The organism is Lysinibacillus sp. FJAT-14222 (genome assembly GCF_001278875.1).
Taxonomy (GTDB): Bacteria; Bacillota; Bacilli; order Bacillales_A; family Planococcaceae; genus Lysinibacillus; species Lysinibacillus agricola.
The window spans coordinates 171928-189269 of record NZ_LIYL01000018.1; the positions used below are offsets into that span (position 1 = coordinate 171928).

The following is a 17342-nucleotide window of genomic DNA, read 5'->3' on the forward strand; positions in this document are numbered from 1 at the left end:
ATGTTATTTAAAGATCAATTAGATTTTGTGACACAGCATATAAAGAAAAATAAATTACGTGTGTTTATGACAGTACTTGCGGCAACAATGGGTTGTGCATTTTTGATTGTCCTCGCATCGGTTGGATTTGGGCTTCAAGATTCCTTACGCAATGAAATATTATCGGATGAAAAAGTTACGAAAATTCAAGTTTTTGGCAATGAACAATTTACAGATGATCAAATACATGAAATAAAAGGTTTAGAGCATGTGGAAACAGTACTCGAAACAATTACTGTCAATGCACACACACATTCATTTTTTGAGGGACGTGATACAAACTCTGAATTATTCGTTGCGAATATGCAGGATTTTGAGCAAGTAAATGGCAAGCTTGCAGAAGGAAAGTACCCAACAAAGCCAAACGAAATCATTGTAGGTTATCATTTTGCTCAAACATTAATAAATGATGCAGAGCGCAATATTATTGACGAAAAAAATAAAAAAGCTGAAGCAGAAGGCACGCATTATGATGGAAGTGAAGAAGGCTATAAGGAATCATTAATTGGCAAAGAAATCGAATTGTCATTGGTACCTCACACTGATACGGCAGAAGAGACAGAGAAAATGAACTATACGATTGTCGGCGTTATGAAAAAGCCTTCTTATGATTGGATGGTCAATAATGCGGTTTATATGGATACAGAGCAAAAGCCAGTGATAGCTACAAATTTAGCAGCAACAGGTGATGTTAAAGAGGATGAAATGTTTTATTCGGAGTTTAATATTTTTGCGGATAGCATGGAAAATGTAAAGCCAATATTAGACAAGCTGAAAGACAAAGGCTATAGCGTTTATTCAGTTACTGAACAATTGGATCAAATGAATGTATTTTTCCTAGTATTAAAAATCGGTTTAATATTTGTAGGAACAATTGCTGTATTAATCGCATCAATTGGCATTTTCAATACAATGACAATGGCAGTTACAGAGCGTACTCGTGAAATCGGTGTTTTAAAGGCAATCGGAGCAAGTCCAAAGCTTATTCAACGATTATTCTTAATGGAAAGCACATTCATCGGTATTGTTGGTACTTTGATAGCCGTAGCAATTTCATATGTTCTTAGCTTTGCGGCAAATGCTGCATTACCTTTAATTCTAGAAGCAGCAACAGGTGAAGACGCTTTTAGTAGAAATGAAATTACGTTTTCTCTTATTCCTTGGCAGCTTGTTATTATTGCATCAGCGATTAGTATTGGTGTAGCGATGATCTCAGGCTATCGTCCAGCACGTAAGGCTACAAAAATTGACGTTATTCAAGCATTACGACAAGAACTATAATTGAAAGGGCGGTCCAGAAGTTTTGGGCCGCCCTTTAATTTGATTGCGCAAATTCAGAAATACCCGCGGAAGGAGGGCGAATACCCGTGCATCTCGGTGAAATACCCGCGGAAGGAAGGCGAATACCCGCGCTTTACGATGAAATACCCGCGGAAGGAAGGCAAATACCCGCGCTTCTCGGTGAAATACCCGCGGAAGGAGGGAAAATACCGCGCTTCTCGGTGAAATACCCGCGGAAGGAAGGAGAATACCCGCGCTTTACGATGAAATACCCGCGAAAGGAAGGCAAATACCCGCGCTTCTCGGTGAAATACCCGCGGAAGGAAGGAGAATACCCGCGCTTCTCGGTGAAATACCCGCGGAAGGAAGGAGAATACCCGCGCTTCCCGATGAAATACCCGCGGAAGGAGGGAAAATACCCGTGCATCCCGATGAAACACCCACGTTTCAACTAAAAATACAACGAATTTTATAAATAAGCTTGTAATTCATTCGCTAAAAACGGCTTGGCATTTAGCAACTTTAAAAAGGCATCATAGTGAGCGCGCTGGTCGGAACTTGGCTTTTTACCTGTATGATACGCTCTTATTAAGATGTTTTTTGGTGTATTTTCCATATCTATAAACTCTAGCAATTGTGCCTCATAGCCAACAAGTGATAAAATTTCTGCTCGAATTGCATCCGTTGCGAGCGCTGCAAAACGTTCACGTACAAGGCCGTGCTGAAGCATGATATCGAGTGCTGGTGTATTAAGTTGGCGATTTAGCTCATGCTGGCAACAAGGGACACTTAAAATAACGCTTGCTCCCCATTTCACAGCGCGGGCTAATGCCATATCTGTGGCAACATCACATGCGTGAAGCGTCACCACCATGTCCACAGCAGACTCATCATTATAATCATTAATATCTCCTACTAGAAACTCGAGCTGCTCATAGCCTAAATCCTCTGCAATTCTTGAGCATTCTTCAATGACTTCCTTCTTTAAATCTAAGCCAGTGACATGAATATCTAAGCCTTTTTCAATTTTTAAATAATGGTATAGGGCGAATGTTAAATAGGATTTGCCTGAACCGAAATCTAAAATACGAACCTGACGATCCTTTGGCAAATAAGCTAATGCATCATCAATGAATTCGATGAAACGGTTAATTTGTTTAAATTTATCGTATTTTTGTTGTTTTATTTTTCCCTCTTCTGTTTGCACCCCAAGACGAATTAAAAATGGATATGGTTTATCATCTGCAAGTAAATAGTTTTTCTTGCGATTATGTGCTAAATTTACTTGCTTTGGAGCTGAGGATTTATCAGATTTCCATAGTACTTTGTTCTTTTTTGATAGTTGTACTTGTACTTTTTCATCTATAAAATCAACATGCGCTTGACGGTAATCGTTAAAAAATGTATCTAGCCTTGCGGGGAAATCTTCTAATAAAACGTTGTCGTGTTTTAAAATGCGTTCAAATTGGTATTCAATTTGTATATGGTAAGCATCCTTAAGTATTAAAGGTTTTAATTTGATGCGTTTTACTTCGTTTGATTTCATACGTGGTTGACTGATTGTGGCCGTAATAAGTTGCTGTTGTAAAATTCGCTCCATAAGCTGAGTTCTCATTTCTTCAAATGTCATACATTTCGCCTTCTTTATCGTGTAATAGATGGCACTAGTTTAACACACTTTATGAAGTACAATGCTACTATATATTTCAGAATTGGTTCTTTTAATAATTATAGGATAATTTGTATATTTGTGGTATTTTTATTATAGAAGTTCTTTAATAAAGACAACGATGAAATAGGAGGAGAAATATGTCTGTAAACACGTATCAATTACTTGCGATTATTATTTATATGGTCGCCATGCTAGGAATCGGTTGGTATGCATTTGTTAAAACATCGAATTTAACGGATTACATGCTTGGAGGGCGTTCGCTAGGCCCTGCTGTCACGGCGCTGAGCGCAGGTGCAGCAGATATGTCTGGCTGGCTCTTAATGGGTTTACCAGGTGCAATTTATCTATCTGGGCTAGTTGAGGCTTGGATTGCCATTGGTTTAACGATTGGCGCTTATTTGAATTGGCTACTTGTGGCACCAAGACTGCGTGTATATACACAAGTTACTAATGACTCAATTACAATTCCAAGTTATTTGGATAATCGTTTACGTGACAACACAAAGCTAATAAGAATCGCGTCGGGTATTATTATTTTAATCTTTTTTACATTTTATGTTTCTTCAGGGATGGTTGCAGGGGGCAAATTTTTTGATAGCTCATTTGGCTATGATTACCATACAGGTTTATTAATTGTATCAGGTGTAGTTGTGGCGTACACATTATTTGGAGGATTTTTAGCGGTTAGTTATACAGACTTTTTACAGGGTCTTATTATGTTTTTAGCACTTATTACTGTACCGTTATTCGGATTGTATTTAACAGGTGGACTTGGAGATACAATAGCATCCATTAAAGCTGTAAATCCTGAACATCTAAACTTATTACCTTCAACTGTAACAGTAGGAGTAATTATTTCATCACTTGCGTGGGGATTAGGTTATTTTGGACAACCACATATTATTGTGCGCTTTATGGCTATTAGCTCAGTAAAAGAAACGAAGCAGGCTCGCCGTATAGGTATTGGATGGATGGTGTTAAGTCTATTCGGTGCGATTGGAACGGCTTTGGTAGGTGTGGCTTATTTTGAGCAAAATGCAGGTGAGTTAAAGGACGCTGAGACAGTATTTATTGTACTTGGCCAAATCTTATTCCATCCATTTATTGCAGGTATAATGCTAGCTGCCATTTTAGCCGCAGTAATGAGTACAATTTCATCGCAATTAATTGTTACTTCGTCAGCGCTTGTAGAAGATATTTACAAAGCATTATTTAATAAAACAGCAGATGATAAGCATTATGTCTTTATTGGCCGTGTCGCTGTTTTAGTTGTAGCTATTGTCGCAGCGATTTTAGCATGGAATCCAGACAGTTCTATTTTAGGTTTAGTGAGTTTTGCTTGGGCTGGCTTCGGTGCAGCTTTCGGTCCAGTAATATTGCTGTCACTATACTGGAGGAAATTAACGAATTACGGAGCTCTCAGTGGGATGGTGACAGGCGCTGCAACTGCCTTCATTTGGGGGAAAATGAAAGTCTTATCTGACGCATTATATGAGATTGTTCCAGGCTTCTTAGTGTGCTTAATCGTTGCGGTTGTTGTCAGCATTGTGACATATAAACCGAATAAAGATATTGAAGATGAATTCAATCGCACTGAAGTATTGCTAAAAGAAGAACGTAAGTAAATGATTGAATGAAATGCGCCTTTTGCTAGAGGGCGCATTTTTTACGAATATAGATGTTTTATAAATACCACGAATTAGGGCATTATATGGTAAGATGGAGAAAATTTGTCGTAGTAGCACCAAGGCATTGGTGGGAGGTTTGTGGATGGATAGAATTAAGGAAGTAGATGTATTGTTGGAAAAAGCTATTCTAGTTGGCGTAAATTTACGAAATGGTGAGCATTTTGATTATTCAATGGAGGAGCTTGAAAATTTAGCAGAAGCTTTAAATGTAGAAGTAGTCGGCATTGTCACGCAAAATTTAGAGCGCATTACGCCATCGCATTATGTTGGTACTGGTAAAATAGAAGAGATAAAAAATTTTTATGATGAAGCACAAGCAAATTTAGTGATTTTTAATGATGAATTATCACCTTCACAAATCCGTAATTTAGAGCGTGATTTAGAGACGAAGGTCATTGATAGAACGATGTTGATTTTAGATATTTTTGGGCGTCGTGCCAAAACACGTGAAGCGCAGATGCAAGTTGAATTAGCGCAATTGCAATATATGCTACCTCGTTTAGTTGGCTTGCATGCATCTCTTAGCCGTCAAGGTGGTGGCACTGGTGGAGGATTTAAAAACCGTGGTGCTGGTGAGACAAAGCTAGAGTTAGACCGACGTAAAATTGAGGATCAGATTGCGAAAATAAAGAAAGAGCTAGAGGTTGTAAAGGAACAACGAGAGACACAGCGTAAGCAACGACGCAAAAATGCGATTCCTGTCGTTTCCATTGTTGGCTATACGAATGCTGGTAAGTCAACCATTATGAATCAGCTACTTACGAAGATAGGACAAGAAGATCATAAACAAGTGTTTGAGAAAGATATGCTCTTTGCCACACTTGAAACATCTGTCCGTCAAATAGAATTGCCTGATAAAAAGACATTCTTATTAACAGATACAGTTGGTTTCGTCAGCAAATTACCACATCATTTAGTGAAGGCGTTTCGTTCAACATTGGAAGAGGCTCGAGATGCCGACTTATTACTACATGTTGTAGATGTTTCAAATTCTGAGCATGGCTTTATGATGGAAGTAACGAATGAAACGCTTAAAGCGGTTGGTGTTGAAGGAATTCCAACAATTTATGTGTATAATAAAGCTGATATAGCAAGCGTTCCATACCCTGTTATCAGCGGTGATAATATTTGGATTTCAGCAAAGGAAGGGACTGGATTAGAGGAATTATTGCAAATGATACGTCAGCATATTTTCTCTGATTATGTAACATGTAAAATGCTCATTCCGTATGAACAGGGAAATATCGTATCTTATTTAAATGAACATGCTGCTGTCTATGAAACAGTATATGAAGAAAATGGTACACTGTTAACACTAGAGATAAAAGAAGCGGATTATACAAAATTCCAGAAATATGTAATTAAATAATTACTCTCACATTAAGTATGCTAAAAGCACTTCACTTTTAGCATGCTTTTTTTGTTAAAAAGCATAGTCGAGAAAGCAGATTCATAGCGCTGTGAATGAAATTTTAGATAATCCTAGCTTATTTGTAAAAAAAGTAAATACTCAGAGTATAAAGTATTTTAGAATAATTTTATATTGATTTGTAATTTAGTAGATGTCAAAGAGTTAGAAAACTTAGTAATATCAACAGGTTTGTTATAATTTCATAAAAATCAATCTGAATATAGAGAAAAGTGATAAATTTTCAACATTTTTTAAAACTCTTGAAAAACTCTTGAAAACGCTTTAGTATGATGAAACAAAGTTTTTTATCCTTATTAATGGGTAATAATATTTTTATTGAATAATGAAATTGGGAGAGGATATTTTTATGTCTACTAAAGATGAAATTGTAAAATCCGTCCCTCAAAATGGTTTTGTCGGACACCCAAAAGGGCTCTTTACATTATTTTTCACAGAATTTTGGGAACGTTTCTCATACTACGGTATGCGAGCAATTCTGATTTTCTTTATGTATTATGAATTGAATGAAGGCGGTCTAGGTCTAGATCGTGGGACAGCGAACTCCATTATGGCCATCTACGGCTCACTCGTTTATATGTCGGGGATAATTGGTGGCTGGATTGCCGATCGACTGTTAGGCACACGTAGAACTATTTTTTATGGTGGCGTGTTAATAATGATTGGTCATTTACTGCTAGCATTACCTGGTGGTGTGAGCATGTTATTTACTTCAATGGCCTTTATTGTCATCGGGACTGGCTTACTAAAACCGAACGTTTCAAGCATTGTCGGAGATATTTATGCTGAAACTGATAGTCGTCGTGATTCAGGTTTTTCAATTTTCTATATGGGTATTAATATGGGGGCATTCATTGCGCCATTTATTGTCGGAACAATTGGACAAGATTATAGCTTCCACCTTGGCTTCGGTTTAGCAGGAGTAGGAATGTTAATTGGTCTAATTGTTTATAAATTAACAGAGAAAAAATATTTAGGTATAGCAGGTTTACAAGTAAACAATCCATTAAAGCCTGAAGAGCGGAAAAAAGTCTTTACACAATTTGGAGTAGCAGCCTTAATTTTAGTCATAGTAGGTGCTATCGGCATTAAAACCGGTGTATTGACAATGAATATGTTTAGCTTAATCATTACAGCTTTAGGGATTATTATTCCAACAGTGTTCTTTATTTACATGTATCGCAGTGAAAAAACAACAAAAGATGAGAAGTCTCGTCTACTTGCATATATTCCATTGTTTTTATCAGCAGTTATGTTTTGGGCAATCCAAGAGCAAGGTGCTACTATCTTAGCTACGTATGCTGATTCACGTACACAGTTGAGTATTGGTAGCTTCCAACTTAAATCTTCATGGTTCCAATCATTAAACCCATTATTTGTCATTACTATGGCGCCATTATTTGCAATGTTATGGTTAAAATGGGGAGATAAGCAACCAACTACACCACGTAAATTTGCTTATGCATTATTCTTTGCAGGATTATCATTCTTAGTTATGATGCTACCAGCATATTTATCAGATGGAGAAGCTTTAGTAAGTCCATGGTGGTTAGTATTATCATTCTTTTTAGTTGTGGTTGGGGAGTTATTATTATCGCCAGTCGGTCTGTCAGCTACAACGAAATTGGCGCCAAAGGCTTTTGCTGCACAAACGATGTCACTTTGGTTTTTAACAAGTGCAGCAGCGCAAGCAATCAACGCACAACTCGTAAAGGTTTATGAAGTTGTAAGTGAATTCACATACTTCGGCTTCTTAGGCTCATTATCAATTGTTTTAGGGATTATAATATTAGTACTTTCGCCAATCATTTCAAAAGCTATGCGAGGTATTAACTAATAAAAGGATGTAAGTGCAGTTATTTAAATAACTGTACTTGCATCTTTTTTTGTATTAATTAGTGTTTGAATTAACAAAACGAGGAGGTGGGCAACTATTCGTCAGAAAGTTGAAAGCTTCACATTGTGCCCGTAGAAACAAAAGTGACGGATAGAACGTCATAAAGCATTCAAACATATATAATGAAGAACCACTTTTATAATGCTAAGGGACTAATCAACGTTTCTTTCCCACGTTATGGAGATGAGCTATTTATTGACAGTCTAAAAGTGGTGAGTTTTATCATGTGTTTAATTTGCTGAATGCGGGTATAAGTTTCTGTGTAGAAAAGATCTTATTTTCGTTATAATAATCTTAATAGTTTGAAAAATGAGGGGGTGGTTTTGCTATGAAGGAAGCTTTGAATCGTTTGAGGCCAAGATTAATGGAGATTTTCACGTATTTACACGCGAATCCTGAAATAAGCTGGCATGAGGTAGAAACAACAAATTATATTTTTGATTTACTAACACGTGAAGGTTTTTCACCAATACGCTTTAAAAACAGTACAGGGCTTTATGTTGATGTGGGAAGTGGTAATCCGAAAGTCGGCTTGCGTACGGACATTGATGCATTATGGCAGGAGGTAGATGGTGAATTTCGTGCGAATCACTCCTGTGGCCATGACGGACATATGACGATGGCAATCGGTGCTCTATTACTCTTGAAAGAGCTTGCTCAATCATTCAACGGTACAATTCGTGTGATTTTTCAACCAGCTGAAGAAAAAGGAACAGGCGCTTTATCCGTTTTAAAAGAAGGAATCGTTGATGATTTAGAATTCTTATTCGGTGTCCATGTAAGACCTGTCCATGAGCTTGAAGACGGTACATATTGTGCCGCGTTGTATCATGGAGCCTCCCGATTGCTTGAGGGGGAAATCATTGGAGAAGATGCTCATGCTGCAAGACCGCATCTAGGCGTGAATGCCATTGAGGTAGGGGCAACTATTATCGAAGATTTAAGAACGATTCATACAGATCCAATGGTTCCTGTATCAATTAAGATGACAAAATTCCAGGCAGGAGGAGAATCCGGCAATATTATTCCCGGAAATGCATCGTTCACCATTGATATACGAGCTCAACAAAATGATGTAATGGATGCACTTGCACAGGGAGTAAAAAGGGTAATTGATTCTTCTAGGATCTTGCATAAAGTGCAGATTGAATTACGTACAGTAGCAAATATAGTAGCTGCTGAGGTAGACTCAACTGCTCAATATATTATGGAGCAGGCGATCGTCAAAGCAACAGGGTTGTCGAATTTAAGAAAGCCAGTACGTACACCTGGAGGAGAGGATTTTCATCACTATGCTGTTCAGCGCCCGCATTTAAAGTCTACGATGTTAGGTTTAGGCTGTGGGTTAACGCCGGGACTACATCATCCGAAGATGAGATTTAAACAGGCAAGGCTCGTAACTGGTGTTGAAATCCTTACAAGAGCGGTATTGTTAGCATTGGAGTCGGGGAATACAAAGGAGGAATCAGCATAATGTTAGATAGAGTGCGTATTCAAAAAATAATGACACCTACAGAGATTGCAGAAGTACAAATCTTGAACGCAAAAATTTGGGGAAGTCAGGCTATTCCCTCGCATCAATTGTTAGCAGCTGTACAAAATGGTGGATTAGTGCTTGGAGCCTATTTGGCTGAAAAGCTGATTGGCTTTAATTATTGTTTTGTTGGATACCGTGAAGGGATAATCTATTTGCACTCACACATGATTGGTGTGGAGAAAACATATCGTGAACAAGGTGTAGGTGAATTATTAAAGCATGCCCAACAGGAATATGCAAAAGAACATGGGTTTCAGCTTGTGCGTTGGTTATTTGATCCGCTAGAGGCACATATGGCTAATTTATCATTTTTGAAGCTCAATGCTTTTAGTTATCATTATGAAAATGATTATTATGGTCCGCTCCGGGATGATTTTAACGATGGGTTACCTTCAGATCGAATTGCTGTAGAATGGTGGATTGAACGTGATCAAGTGGAGGACTCCCTAAATGAATTAGAAGAAGAAGCTGAGGGAATTGTGCCGTGGTCTTTGACGGTGGATGGCTTACCAGTGCTCGATATTGATGGTGAATTTCAGAGAGAGCAATTATATTATAAAGACGCCTATTTATTACCTATTCCTCAATTTTTACAAAAGATGAAAGTAGAGAGTCCTAAGCTTGCAGAGGACTGGCGTTATAAAATCCGTACTATTTTAACGACATTATTTGAACAAAATTATGCAATTGTTCGACTGAAAAAGGACAATGAATATGTGCATAGCTACCTATTAGTCAGACGCTCCTTATTAGCTTTATAATAAGAATAAGGAGTGAAATTTTGTGAAACTAGAACAGATTACAGTTAGACATATAAAAATGCCCATGAAAGCACCATTTACAACGAGTTTCGGTACAATTGATGAAAAAGAGTTTTTACTTATAGAGGCGAGAGATCAATCAGGAACTGTAGGATGGGGAGAGGCTGTTGCCTTTGTAGCACCTTGGTATACAGAGGAGACATTAAAAACAACATGGCATATGCTTGAAGATTTTTTGATACCCATCTTGTTACATAAAGAGATTGGGCATCCAGATGAGGTAAGTGCTTTGTTTTCCTCTATTCGTCGTAATTGTATGGCGAAGGCCTCTATTGAAGGGGCTGTATGGGATATTTATGCTCAGCAAACAAAACAATCACTTGCTCAAGCGTTAGGCGGGGATAAGGAGCGAATAGAGGTAGGCGTAAGCGTAGGGATTCAATCTTCTACAGAAGCATTAATAGATTTATTAAAAGCTCATGTAATTAAAGGCTATAAACGAGTAAAAGTGAAAATTAAGCCAGACCACGATGTAGAAGTTATTCGTGCCATTCGAGCTGAAATGCCAGATCTGCCATTGATGGTAGATGCTAATTCTGCGTATACATTGAACGATATGGATGTATTGCAGCAACTGGATGTATTTAATCTATTAATGATTGAGCAGCCATTAGCAGTAGATGATATTGTTGATCATGCTAAGCTACAGCGAAAATTAAAAACGTCTATTTGTTTAGATGAGAGTATCACCTCCTATGAAGATGCTCGAAAAGCGATAGAGCTTGGTAGCTGTGGTGTTATTAATATCAAAATAGGGCGCGTAGGCGGATTAACGGAAGCCCGGAGAATTCATGATTTATGTAAAGAAAATAATATTCCCGTTTGGTGTGGCGGTATGTTAGAGGCAGGAATCGGACGAGCGCATAATATTGCATTAACATCACTCACTAATTTTGTATTGCCTGGGGATACTGCAGGCTCTAGTCATTATTGGTATGAGGATATCATTACACCTGAAGTAATTGTAGAGGATGGTTATATTCGTGTGCCACAAACGGCTGGAATTGGATATACGCCTAATAGGAAGGTAATTGATGAATTAACAATTAGCAAGAAGGTCTATCAATAATAGGTTCAAAAGTTGTGGATGACTTTTGGTAAAACGTCTACTATGTAAATAAGTTGATTGGAGTGGAGGCTGGGCGCCCCCAGGAAGCTTTGCTCTGTGCGAAAGCGAAGCGGCAGCAATTGTTTTATCTGTGCGAAAGCGAAGCGACAGCAACAATGTTTTATCTGTGCGAAAGCGAAGCGACAGCAACAATGTTTTATCTGTGCGAAAGCGAAGCGACAGCAACAATGTTTTATCTGTGCGAAAGCGAAGCGACAGCAACAATGTTTTATCTGTGCGAAAGCGAAGCGACAGCAACAATGTTTTATCTGTGCGAAAGCGAAGCGACAGCAACAATGTTTTATCTGTGCGAAAGCGAAGCGACAGCAACAATGTTTTATCTGTGCGAAAGCGAAGCGACAGCAACAATGTTTTATCTGTGCGAAAGCGAAGCGACAGCAACAATGTTTTATCTGTGCGAAAGCGAAGCGACAGCAACAATGTTTTATCTGTGCGAAAGCGAAGCGACAGCAACAATGTTTTATCTGTGCGAAAGCGAAGCGACAGCAACAATGTTTTATCTGTGCGAAAGCGAAGCGACAGCAACAATGTTTTATCTGTGCGAAAGCGAAGCGACAGCAACAATGTTTTATCTGTGCGAAAGCGAAGCGACAGCAACAATGTTTTATCTGTGCGAAAGCGAAGCGACAGCAACAATGTTTTATCTGTGCGAAAGCGAAGCGACAGCAACAATGTTTTATCTGTGCGAAAGCGAAGCGACAGCAACAACAAAGCGCCCAGTCGGAACGGAAATCAACCACACGTTTTGGTGATGATCCCAATAATAGGATAAACAGGGAGAGAACTGATTGAAAAAAAGTTTACAAATCGGTGGTGCCTATGTAGGAATTATCGTCGGTGCGGGATTTGCATCAGGACAGGAAATCGTACTATATTTTACGAGCTACGGCTTTCATGGAATTTATGGTGCACTTATCGCTACATTTGGATTTGCCTTAGTAGGAATGTGCATTGCTCAAATTAGCTCAAGGTTGCGTACGACATCGCACAAGGATTTAATTTATCAAATTTCAGGTAATGCTGTAGGTTTGGTGATGGATTATTTACTGTCGCTCTTCTTATTTGGTGTAGCGGTAATTATGTTTGCAGGAGCAGGTGCTACTTTTCAGCAAATGTTTGGACTACCAGTTTGGCTAGGAAGTATTTGTATGATTGTACTTACGATAGCGACAGTTATGATGAATGTGAAAAGCATCATAAACATTATTGCTATTGCCACACCCTATCTACTAACAATTGTATCAATAATAGCTGTCTATTCATTAGCTACGATGGATTTAACCTTTGTAGAACAAGCTGTTATCGCACAACAAGCACAAGTAAGTTCTAAAAGCTGGTGGGTTACGGCATTACTGTATATGTCTTTTAATATAGGTGTGTGTTTTTCGCTTTTAACTGTTATGTGTGGATCTATCCGCAATGAAAAAGTTGCAGGGATGGGAGGCATTATTGGCGGGATTTTGCTAGGAGCTTTAATTCTACTTATTAACCTTTCCCTTCTTGCAAAAATGAATGTCATCGTTGGTATTGATATACCGATGCTAGCCTTAGCAAATGAAATTCATCCTCTAGTCGGTCTACTAATGTCCATTTCCCTATTAGGGATGATTTATAATACAGCGGTGGGAATGTTCTATTCATTCTTGGTAAGATTTTTAAAACCTAGTAAGCCTAGTTTTAAAGTAGCTGCCGTTTTTATCGGAGGTTTGAGCTTTCTAGCAAGTCTTGCTGGTTTTACAACACTTGTAGCAAAGTTATATGCTGTAATGGGGTATGTCGGTTTTATATTGGTAGTTTTAATTATTTTTGCGTGGTTAAGAGGAATTCGACGAATAGCATAATTGATAAGGTGATTGAGGGATAATTGGTGTTCTATTCTCAATCATCTTTTTTATTTGTTTAAAAAGGTAGAAATATTCAACTTCGAAAAATGATTGGAATCGCAGATATTCCGTTACTTAAGCTTGTTTTTTAAGGATTATCGAATAAAACGAGAACAATTCTCAATTGAAGGTTGACTGAGAATACAAACATGCTTATAATGAGAATCGTGAGTAGTGATAATCATTTTCACTAGAGAATGAATTACGAGCAAAAATGAATCTACCGGGGATTACAATGAAAATAAGATATCTTTTAACAGCAACTGTAGTGTTGTCAATTGTGTCACTATTTATCGGTGTAGTGAATATTAAACCTAGTGACCTTTTAGACTTCGGATCAGAAGAAACTAGACTATTCTTTATTAGTCGTATACCAAGACTTGTAGCAATTTTGTTAGCAGGAGCAGGTATGAGTATTGCTGGTTTAATTATGCAAAGCTTAAGTAGGAATAAGTTCGTGTCACCAACGACAGCAGGTACTTTAGATGCCACAAAGTTGGGTGTACTAATTTCGATGATGTTTTTCACAAATGTCACGTACTTTCAAAAAATTTCCTTCGCTTTCATATTTGCTTTAGCCGGCACATTATTGTTTATGCAAATATTAAATCGAATAAAGTTTAAAGATGCGATCTTTATACCGCTTATTGGCTTAATGTTTGGGAATATCCTTTCGTCGATTACAACGTTCTTTGCGTATAAGGCGGATATTATCCAAAACATTTCTGCATGGTTACAAGGAGATTTCTCATTAATGATGAAAGGTCGATATGAGCTTTTATACATAAGTGTACCCGTGCTGATTATAGCTTACATTTATGCAAATCGTTTCACAGTGGCTGGGATGGGTGAGGATTTTGCCAAAAACCTTGGTCTTTCTTACAAATTCGTTGTGAATTTAGGTTTAGTGTTAGTAGCACTTATTTCAACGACAGTGGTGCTAACTGTTGGTGTGATTCCATTCCTTGGTTTAATCATTCCAAATATAATTTCGCTGTTCAAAGGGGATAACCTTGCTAAGACATTGCCTCATACAGCTTTACTAGGTATGTCGTTCTTATTATTCTGCGACATAATAGGGCGTGTGCTGATTTTCCCTTATGAAATTCCGATTAGTATGACGGTCGGCGTCATCGGAAGTGCGATCTTCCTATTTATGTTGTTTAGGGGGAAAGCATATGCGTAATCGTACAAAGATGTTGGTTTTATTAGGTCTCGCAGTAGTCTTTATCTTACTGTATGTATTTTATGAGCTAAATGGCAACTACCATTATGCGTTCCCACGCCGCCTTATTAAAGTGGTAGCGATGTCGTTAACAGGGATTGCGATTGCATATTCAACCGTGGTCTTCCAAACGATTACACATAACCGTATTTTAACGCCAAGTGTAATGGGACTCGATGCTTTATATTTGATGGTTCAAACAATCATCTTCTACTTCTTTGGTTCTATGTCGGTATTCGTAATTAACGCTCAATACAATTTTTTACTTGCTGTTACAGCGATGATTGTCTTTGCGTTAATTTTCTATCGTGTATTGTTCAAGGAAGGAAAACGTCCGATTTATTTCTTGCTGCTCGTCGGCATGATTGTCGGAACATTTTTAGGAAGCGTAACAACATTCTTCCAAGTATTGATTGATCCGAATGAATTTTTAAGCTTACAAAGTAAAATGTTTGCAAGCTTTAACAATGTTAATTCGGATTTGGTATGGCTTGCAGGTGTCGTCATACTCATTACCTTTATTTATGGCTGGCGTCATATGAGTCAATTAGACGTAATGTCTCTTGGGCGTGATACAGCAATTAATTTAGGGGTACCATATGATAAGCTTGTACAGCGCATGCTCATAGTTTCTTCGGTATTAATTGCCGTGTCTACAGCTCTTGTTGGACCAATTACATTCTTTGGTTTAATCGTAGCGAATTTATCGTATCAATTTTTCAAGACGTACAAGCATTCTGTGTTAATCGCAGGGTCTTGTGTAATGAGTATTGTTGCTTTAGTCGGTGGACAGTGGATGGTCGAACGTATTTTTAACTTCGATACAACACTCAGCGTTATTATAAACTTTGTAGGTGGCGTATACTTCATCTACTTATTATTGAAGGAAAGTAGGTCAGCGGGATGATCCAAGTAAAAGAACTTACCAAGTATTTTGGAAAAAAACCGGTCATTCAAGATGTCAGTGTAGACGTTGCACCAGGGAAAATTACGTCTTTTATCGGACCAAATGGTGCAGGTAAATCAACATTGCTTTCAATGGTAAGCCGTTTACTTAATGCAGATACTGGGGAAGTATTACTCGACAAGTCAGATGTACGTCGTTGGAAATCAGATGACTTCGCAAAGCGTGTATCGATTTTAAAGCAATCGAACTATATGAATGTCAGACTAACAATTCGTGAGCTTGTTTCATTCGGGCGTTTCCCTTATTCAAAAGGGAATTTAAAGCCAGAGGATGAGCTAAAGGTAGACGAAGCAATTCAATATATGAATTTAGATGATCTTCAACATGATTATTTGGATGAATTATCGGGCGGTCAACGTCAACGTGCGTTTATCGCAATGGTTATCGCACAGGATACAGATTATATTCTGCTTGATGAGCCGCTTAACAACTTGGACATGAAGCACTCTGTGCAAATCATGAAGATTCTGCGAAAGCTAGTTGATGAACTAGGAAAAACAGTTGTCATCGTATTACACGATATTAACTTTGCTTCTGTATATTCTGATCATATCGTTGCTTTAAAGAATGGACGTGTTGTCAAAGACGGTCCAACAAATGACATCATTAATTCAGATGCTTTAAAGGAAATCTATGATATGGACATTCCTGTTCAAGAACAGGATGGCTGTCGCATTTGTGTCTATTTTAACGCATAAAAAATGGTAAAGATTGAATGACCATCTATTAACTATAAAATAAATTTAAAGGAGCAATTTTACAATGAAAAATTGGAAATTACTTACTGTATTAATGGCGATGATGCTATTAGTATTAGCTGCTTGCGGCTCAAAGGACGATGCAAAAAAAGAGGATACAGGTTCTAAAACTGATAGTAAGCCTGCTGAAGAGCAAAAAGAAGAGGCTTCAACTTACCCAATTACAATCCCAGCTATTAAAGACGGTGAAGATAATTTCAAAGAAGTAACTCTTGATAAAATTCCAGAAAATGTTGTTGTATTTGACTATGGTTTCCTTGATACTTTAGATGCTTTAGATGTTAAAATTGCGGGTCTTCCACAAAAATCAGTTCCTGAATACTTAAGCAAATATACTGATACAACTTATGTGAATGTTGGTTCTTTAAAAGAGCCTGATTTTGAAGCAATCTCTTCAATGAATCCAGATATTATTTTCATCTCTGGTCGTCAAGCATCAGCTTACGATGAATTATCTAAAATTGCGCCAACTGTATATGTAGGTGTAGATGATAAAAATTTCGTGGAGTCATTTAAAGAAAAAACAGAATTAGCTGGTAAAATCTTTGGTAAAGAAAAAGAAGCTGCTGATGCATTTGCTGCATATGAAGCAAAAGTAGAGGAAGTTAAAGCTAAAACAGCTTCAGCTGAAGAAAAAGCTTTAATCGTTCTAGCAAATGAAGGTTCATTATCTGCATATGGTCCTGGTTCACGTTTCGGTGTTATCCATGACGTATATGGTGTAAAAGCTGCTGATGAAAAAATTGAAGCTTCTACACACGGTGCTACCGCATCATTTGAATATGTGCGTGATACAAACCCAGATATCCTATTTGTAGTTGACCGTGATGCTGCTGTAAATCCAGAAGGTGAATCTGGTACAAAAGCTGCGATTGAAAACGAAATCGTTGGAGCAACGAACGCTGCTAAAAACGGTAAAATCTTCTATTTAGATCCACAAGTTTGGTATTTATCTGGTGGCGGTTTAACTTCTGAAACTCAAAAAGTAGATGACGTTTTAAAGGCTTTTAACTAAT

16 protein-coding genes are annotated in these 17342 nt (G+C 37.8%); 15 read left to right on the forward strand and 1 reads right to left on the reverse strand.

Annotated elements, in window-relative coordinates:
• Genes AN161_RS08635 through AN161_RS28695 form a run of 3 tightly spaced genes read left to right on the forward strand, consistent with a single transcriptional unit; the run spans window position 1 to window position 1775 of the window.
• Entirely contained in the window at window positions 1-1320 is a 1320-nt protein-coding gene (locus tag AN161_RS08635; protein ID WP_053593948.1) for an FtsX-like permease family protein, read from the forward strand.
• 39 nt (window positions 1321-1359) lie between these two features.
• Window positions 1360-1545 carry a hypothetical protein gene (locus AN161_RS28690; RefSeq protein WP_143114673.1) on the forward strand — a complete coding sequence of 62 codons (186 nt, stop codon included), beginning with the start codon at window positions 1360-1362 and terminating at the stop codon, window positions 1543-1545.
• Window positions 1542-1775 carry a hypothetical protein gene (locus tag AN161_RS28695; RefSeq protein ID WP_143114675.1) on the forward strand — a complete coding sequence of 78 codons (234 nt, stop codon included), beginning with the start codon at window positions 1542-1544 and terminating at the stop codon, window positions 1773-1775. Before AN161_RS28690 ends, AN161_RS28695 begins: the two co-directional genes overlap by 4 nt.
• Window positions 1776-1789: 14 nt before the next feature.
• Here AN161_RS28695 and AN161_RS08645 read toward each other — a convergent pair whose 3' ends face one another.
• Window positions 1790-2950, reverse strand: coding sequence for an SAM-dependent methyltransferase (locus tag AN161_RS08645; protein ID WP_053593950.1), 1161 nt, complete (start codon window positions 2948-2950; stop codon window positions 1790-1792).
• A 179-nt stretch (window positions 2951-3129) separates the two neighbouring features.
• Here AN161_RS08645 and putP point away from each other — a divergent pair, with 179 nt between their 5' ends.
• The 12 genes from putP (at window position 3130) to AN161_RS08705 (ending at window position 17341) form a co-directional block, all read left to right on the forward strand.
• Complete coding sequence (putP, locus tag AN161_RS08650; protein WP_053593951.1) at window positions 3130-4617, forward strand: sodium/proline symporter PutP; 1488 nt, start codon at window positions 3130-3132, stop codon at window positions 4615-4617.
• Window positions 4618-4762: 145 nt separating this feature from the next.
• Complete coding sequence (hflX, locus tag AN161_RS08655) at window positions 4763-6049, forward strand: GTPase HflX (protein ID WP_053593952.1); 1287 nt, start codon at window positions 4763-4765, stop codon at window positions 6047-6049.
• 409 nt (window positions 6050-6458) lie between these two features.
• Entirely contained in the window at window positions 6459-7946 is a 1488-nt protein-coding gene (locus AN161_RS08660) for a peptide MFS transporter (protein WP_053593953.1), read from the forward strand.
• A 388-nt stretch (window positions 7947-8334) separates the two neighbouring features.
• Complete coding sequence (locus AN161_RS08665; protein ID WP_053593954.1) at window positions 8335-9480, forward strand: M20 peptidase aminoacylase family protein; 1146 nt, start codon at window positions 8335-8337, stop codon at window positions 9478-9480.
• Window positions 9480-10304, forward strand: coding sequence for a GNAT family N-acetyltransferase (locus AN161_RS08670; RefSeq protein WP_053593955.1), 825 nt, complete (start codon window positions 9480-9482; stop codon window positions 10302-10304). Before AN161_RS08665 ends, AN161_RS08670 begins: the two co-directional genes overlap by 1 nt.
• A 22-nt stretch (window positions 10305-10326) precedes the next feature.
• Entirely contained in the window at window positions 10327-11433 is a 1107-nt protein-coding gene (gene menC / locus AN161_RS08675; protein WP_053593956.1) for an o-succinylbenzoate synthase, read from the forward strand.
• Between the two features lie 62 nt (window positions 11434-11495).
• On the forward strand, window positions 11496-12245 hold the full coding sequence (locus tag AN161_RS08680; RefSeq protein ID WP_143114683.1) for a hypothetical protein: 750 nt from the start codon (window positions 11496-11498) through the stop codon (window positions 12243-12245).
• A gap of 36 nt (window positions 12246-12281) precedes the next feature.
• On the forward strand, window positions 12282-13334 hold the full coding sequence (locus tag AN161_RS08685; protein ID WP_053593958.1) for a hypothetical protein: 1053 nt from the start codon (window positions 12282-12284) through the stop codon (window positions 13332-13334).
• Window positions 13335-13611: 277 nt separating this feature from the next.
• The gene (locus tag AN161_RS08690; RefSeq protein ID WP_053593959.1) at window positions 13612-14562 is read left to right on the forward strand and encodes an ABC transporter permease; all 951 of its coding nucleotides are present in this window, start codon (window positions 13612-13614) and stop codon (window positions 14560-14562) included.
• On the forward strand, window positions 14555-15508 hold the full coding sequence (locus tag AN161_RS08695; protein ID WP_053593960.1) for an iron chelate uptake ABC transporter family permease subunit: 954 nt from the start codon (window positions 14555-14557) through the stop codon (window positions 15506-15508). Before AN161_RS08690 ends, AN161_RS08695 begins: the two co-directional genes overlap by 8 nt.
• Entirely contained in the window at window positions 15505-16266 is a 762-nt protein-coding gene (locus AN161_RS08700) for an ABC transporter ATP-binding protein (protein ID WP_053593961.1), read from the forward strand. The genes AN161_RS08695 and AN161_RS08700 overlap by 4 nt, the downstream gene beginning before the upstream one ends.
• 64 nt (window positions 16267-16330) lie before the next feature.
• Window positions 16331-17341 carry a siderophore ABC transporter substrate-binding protein gene (locus AN161_RS08705; protein WP_053593962.1) on the forward strand — a complete coding sequence of 337 codons (1011 nt, stop codon included), beginning with the start codon at window positions 16331-16333 and terminating at the stop codon, window positions 17339-17341.
• Window position 17342: the final 1 nt, after the last annotated feature.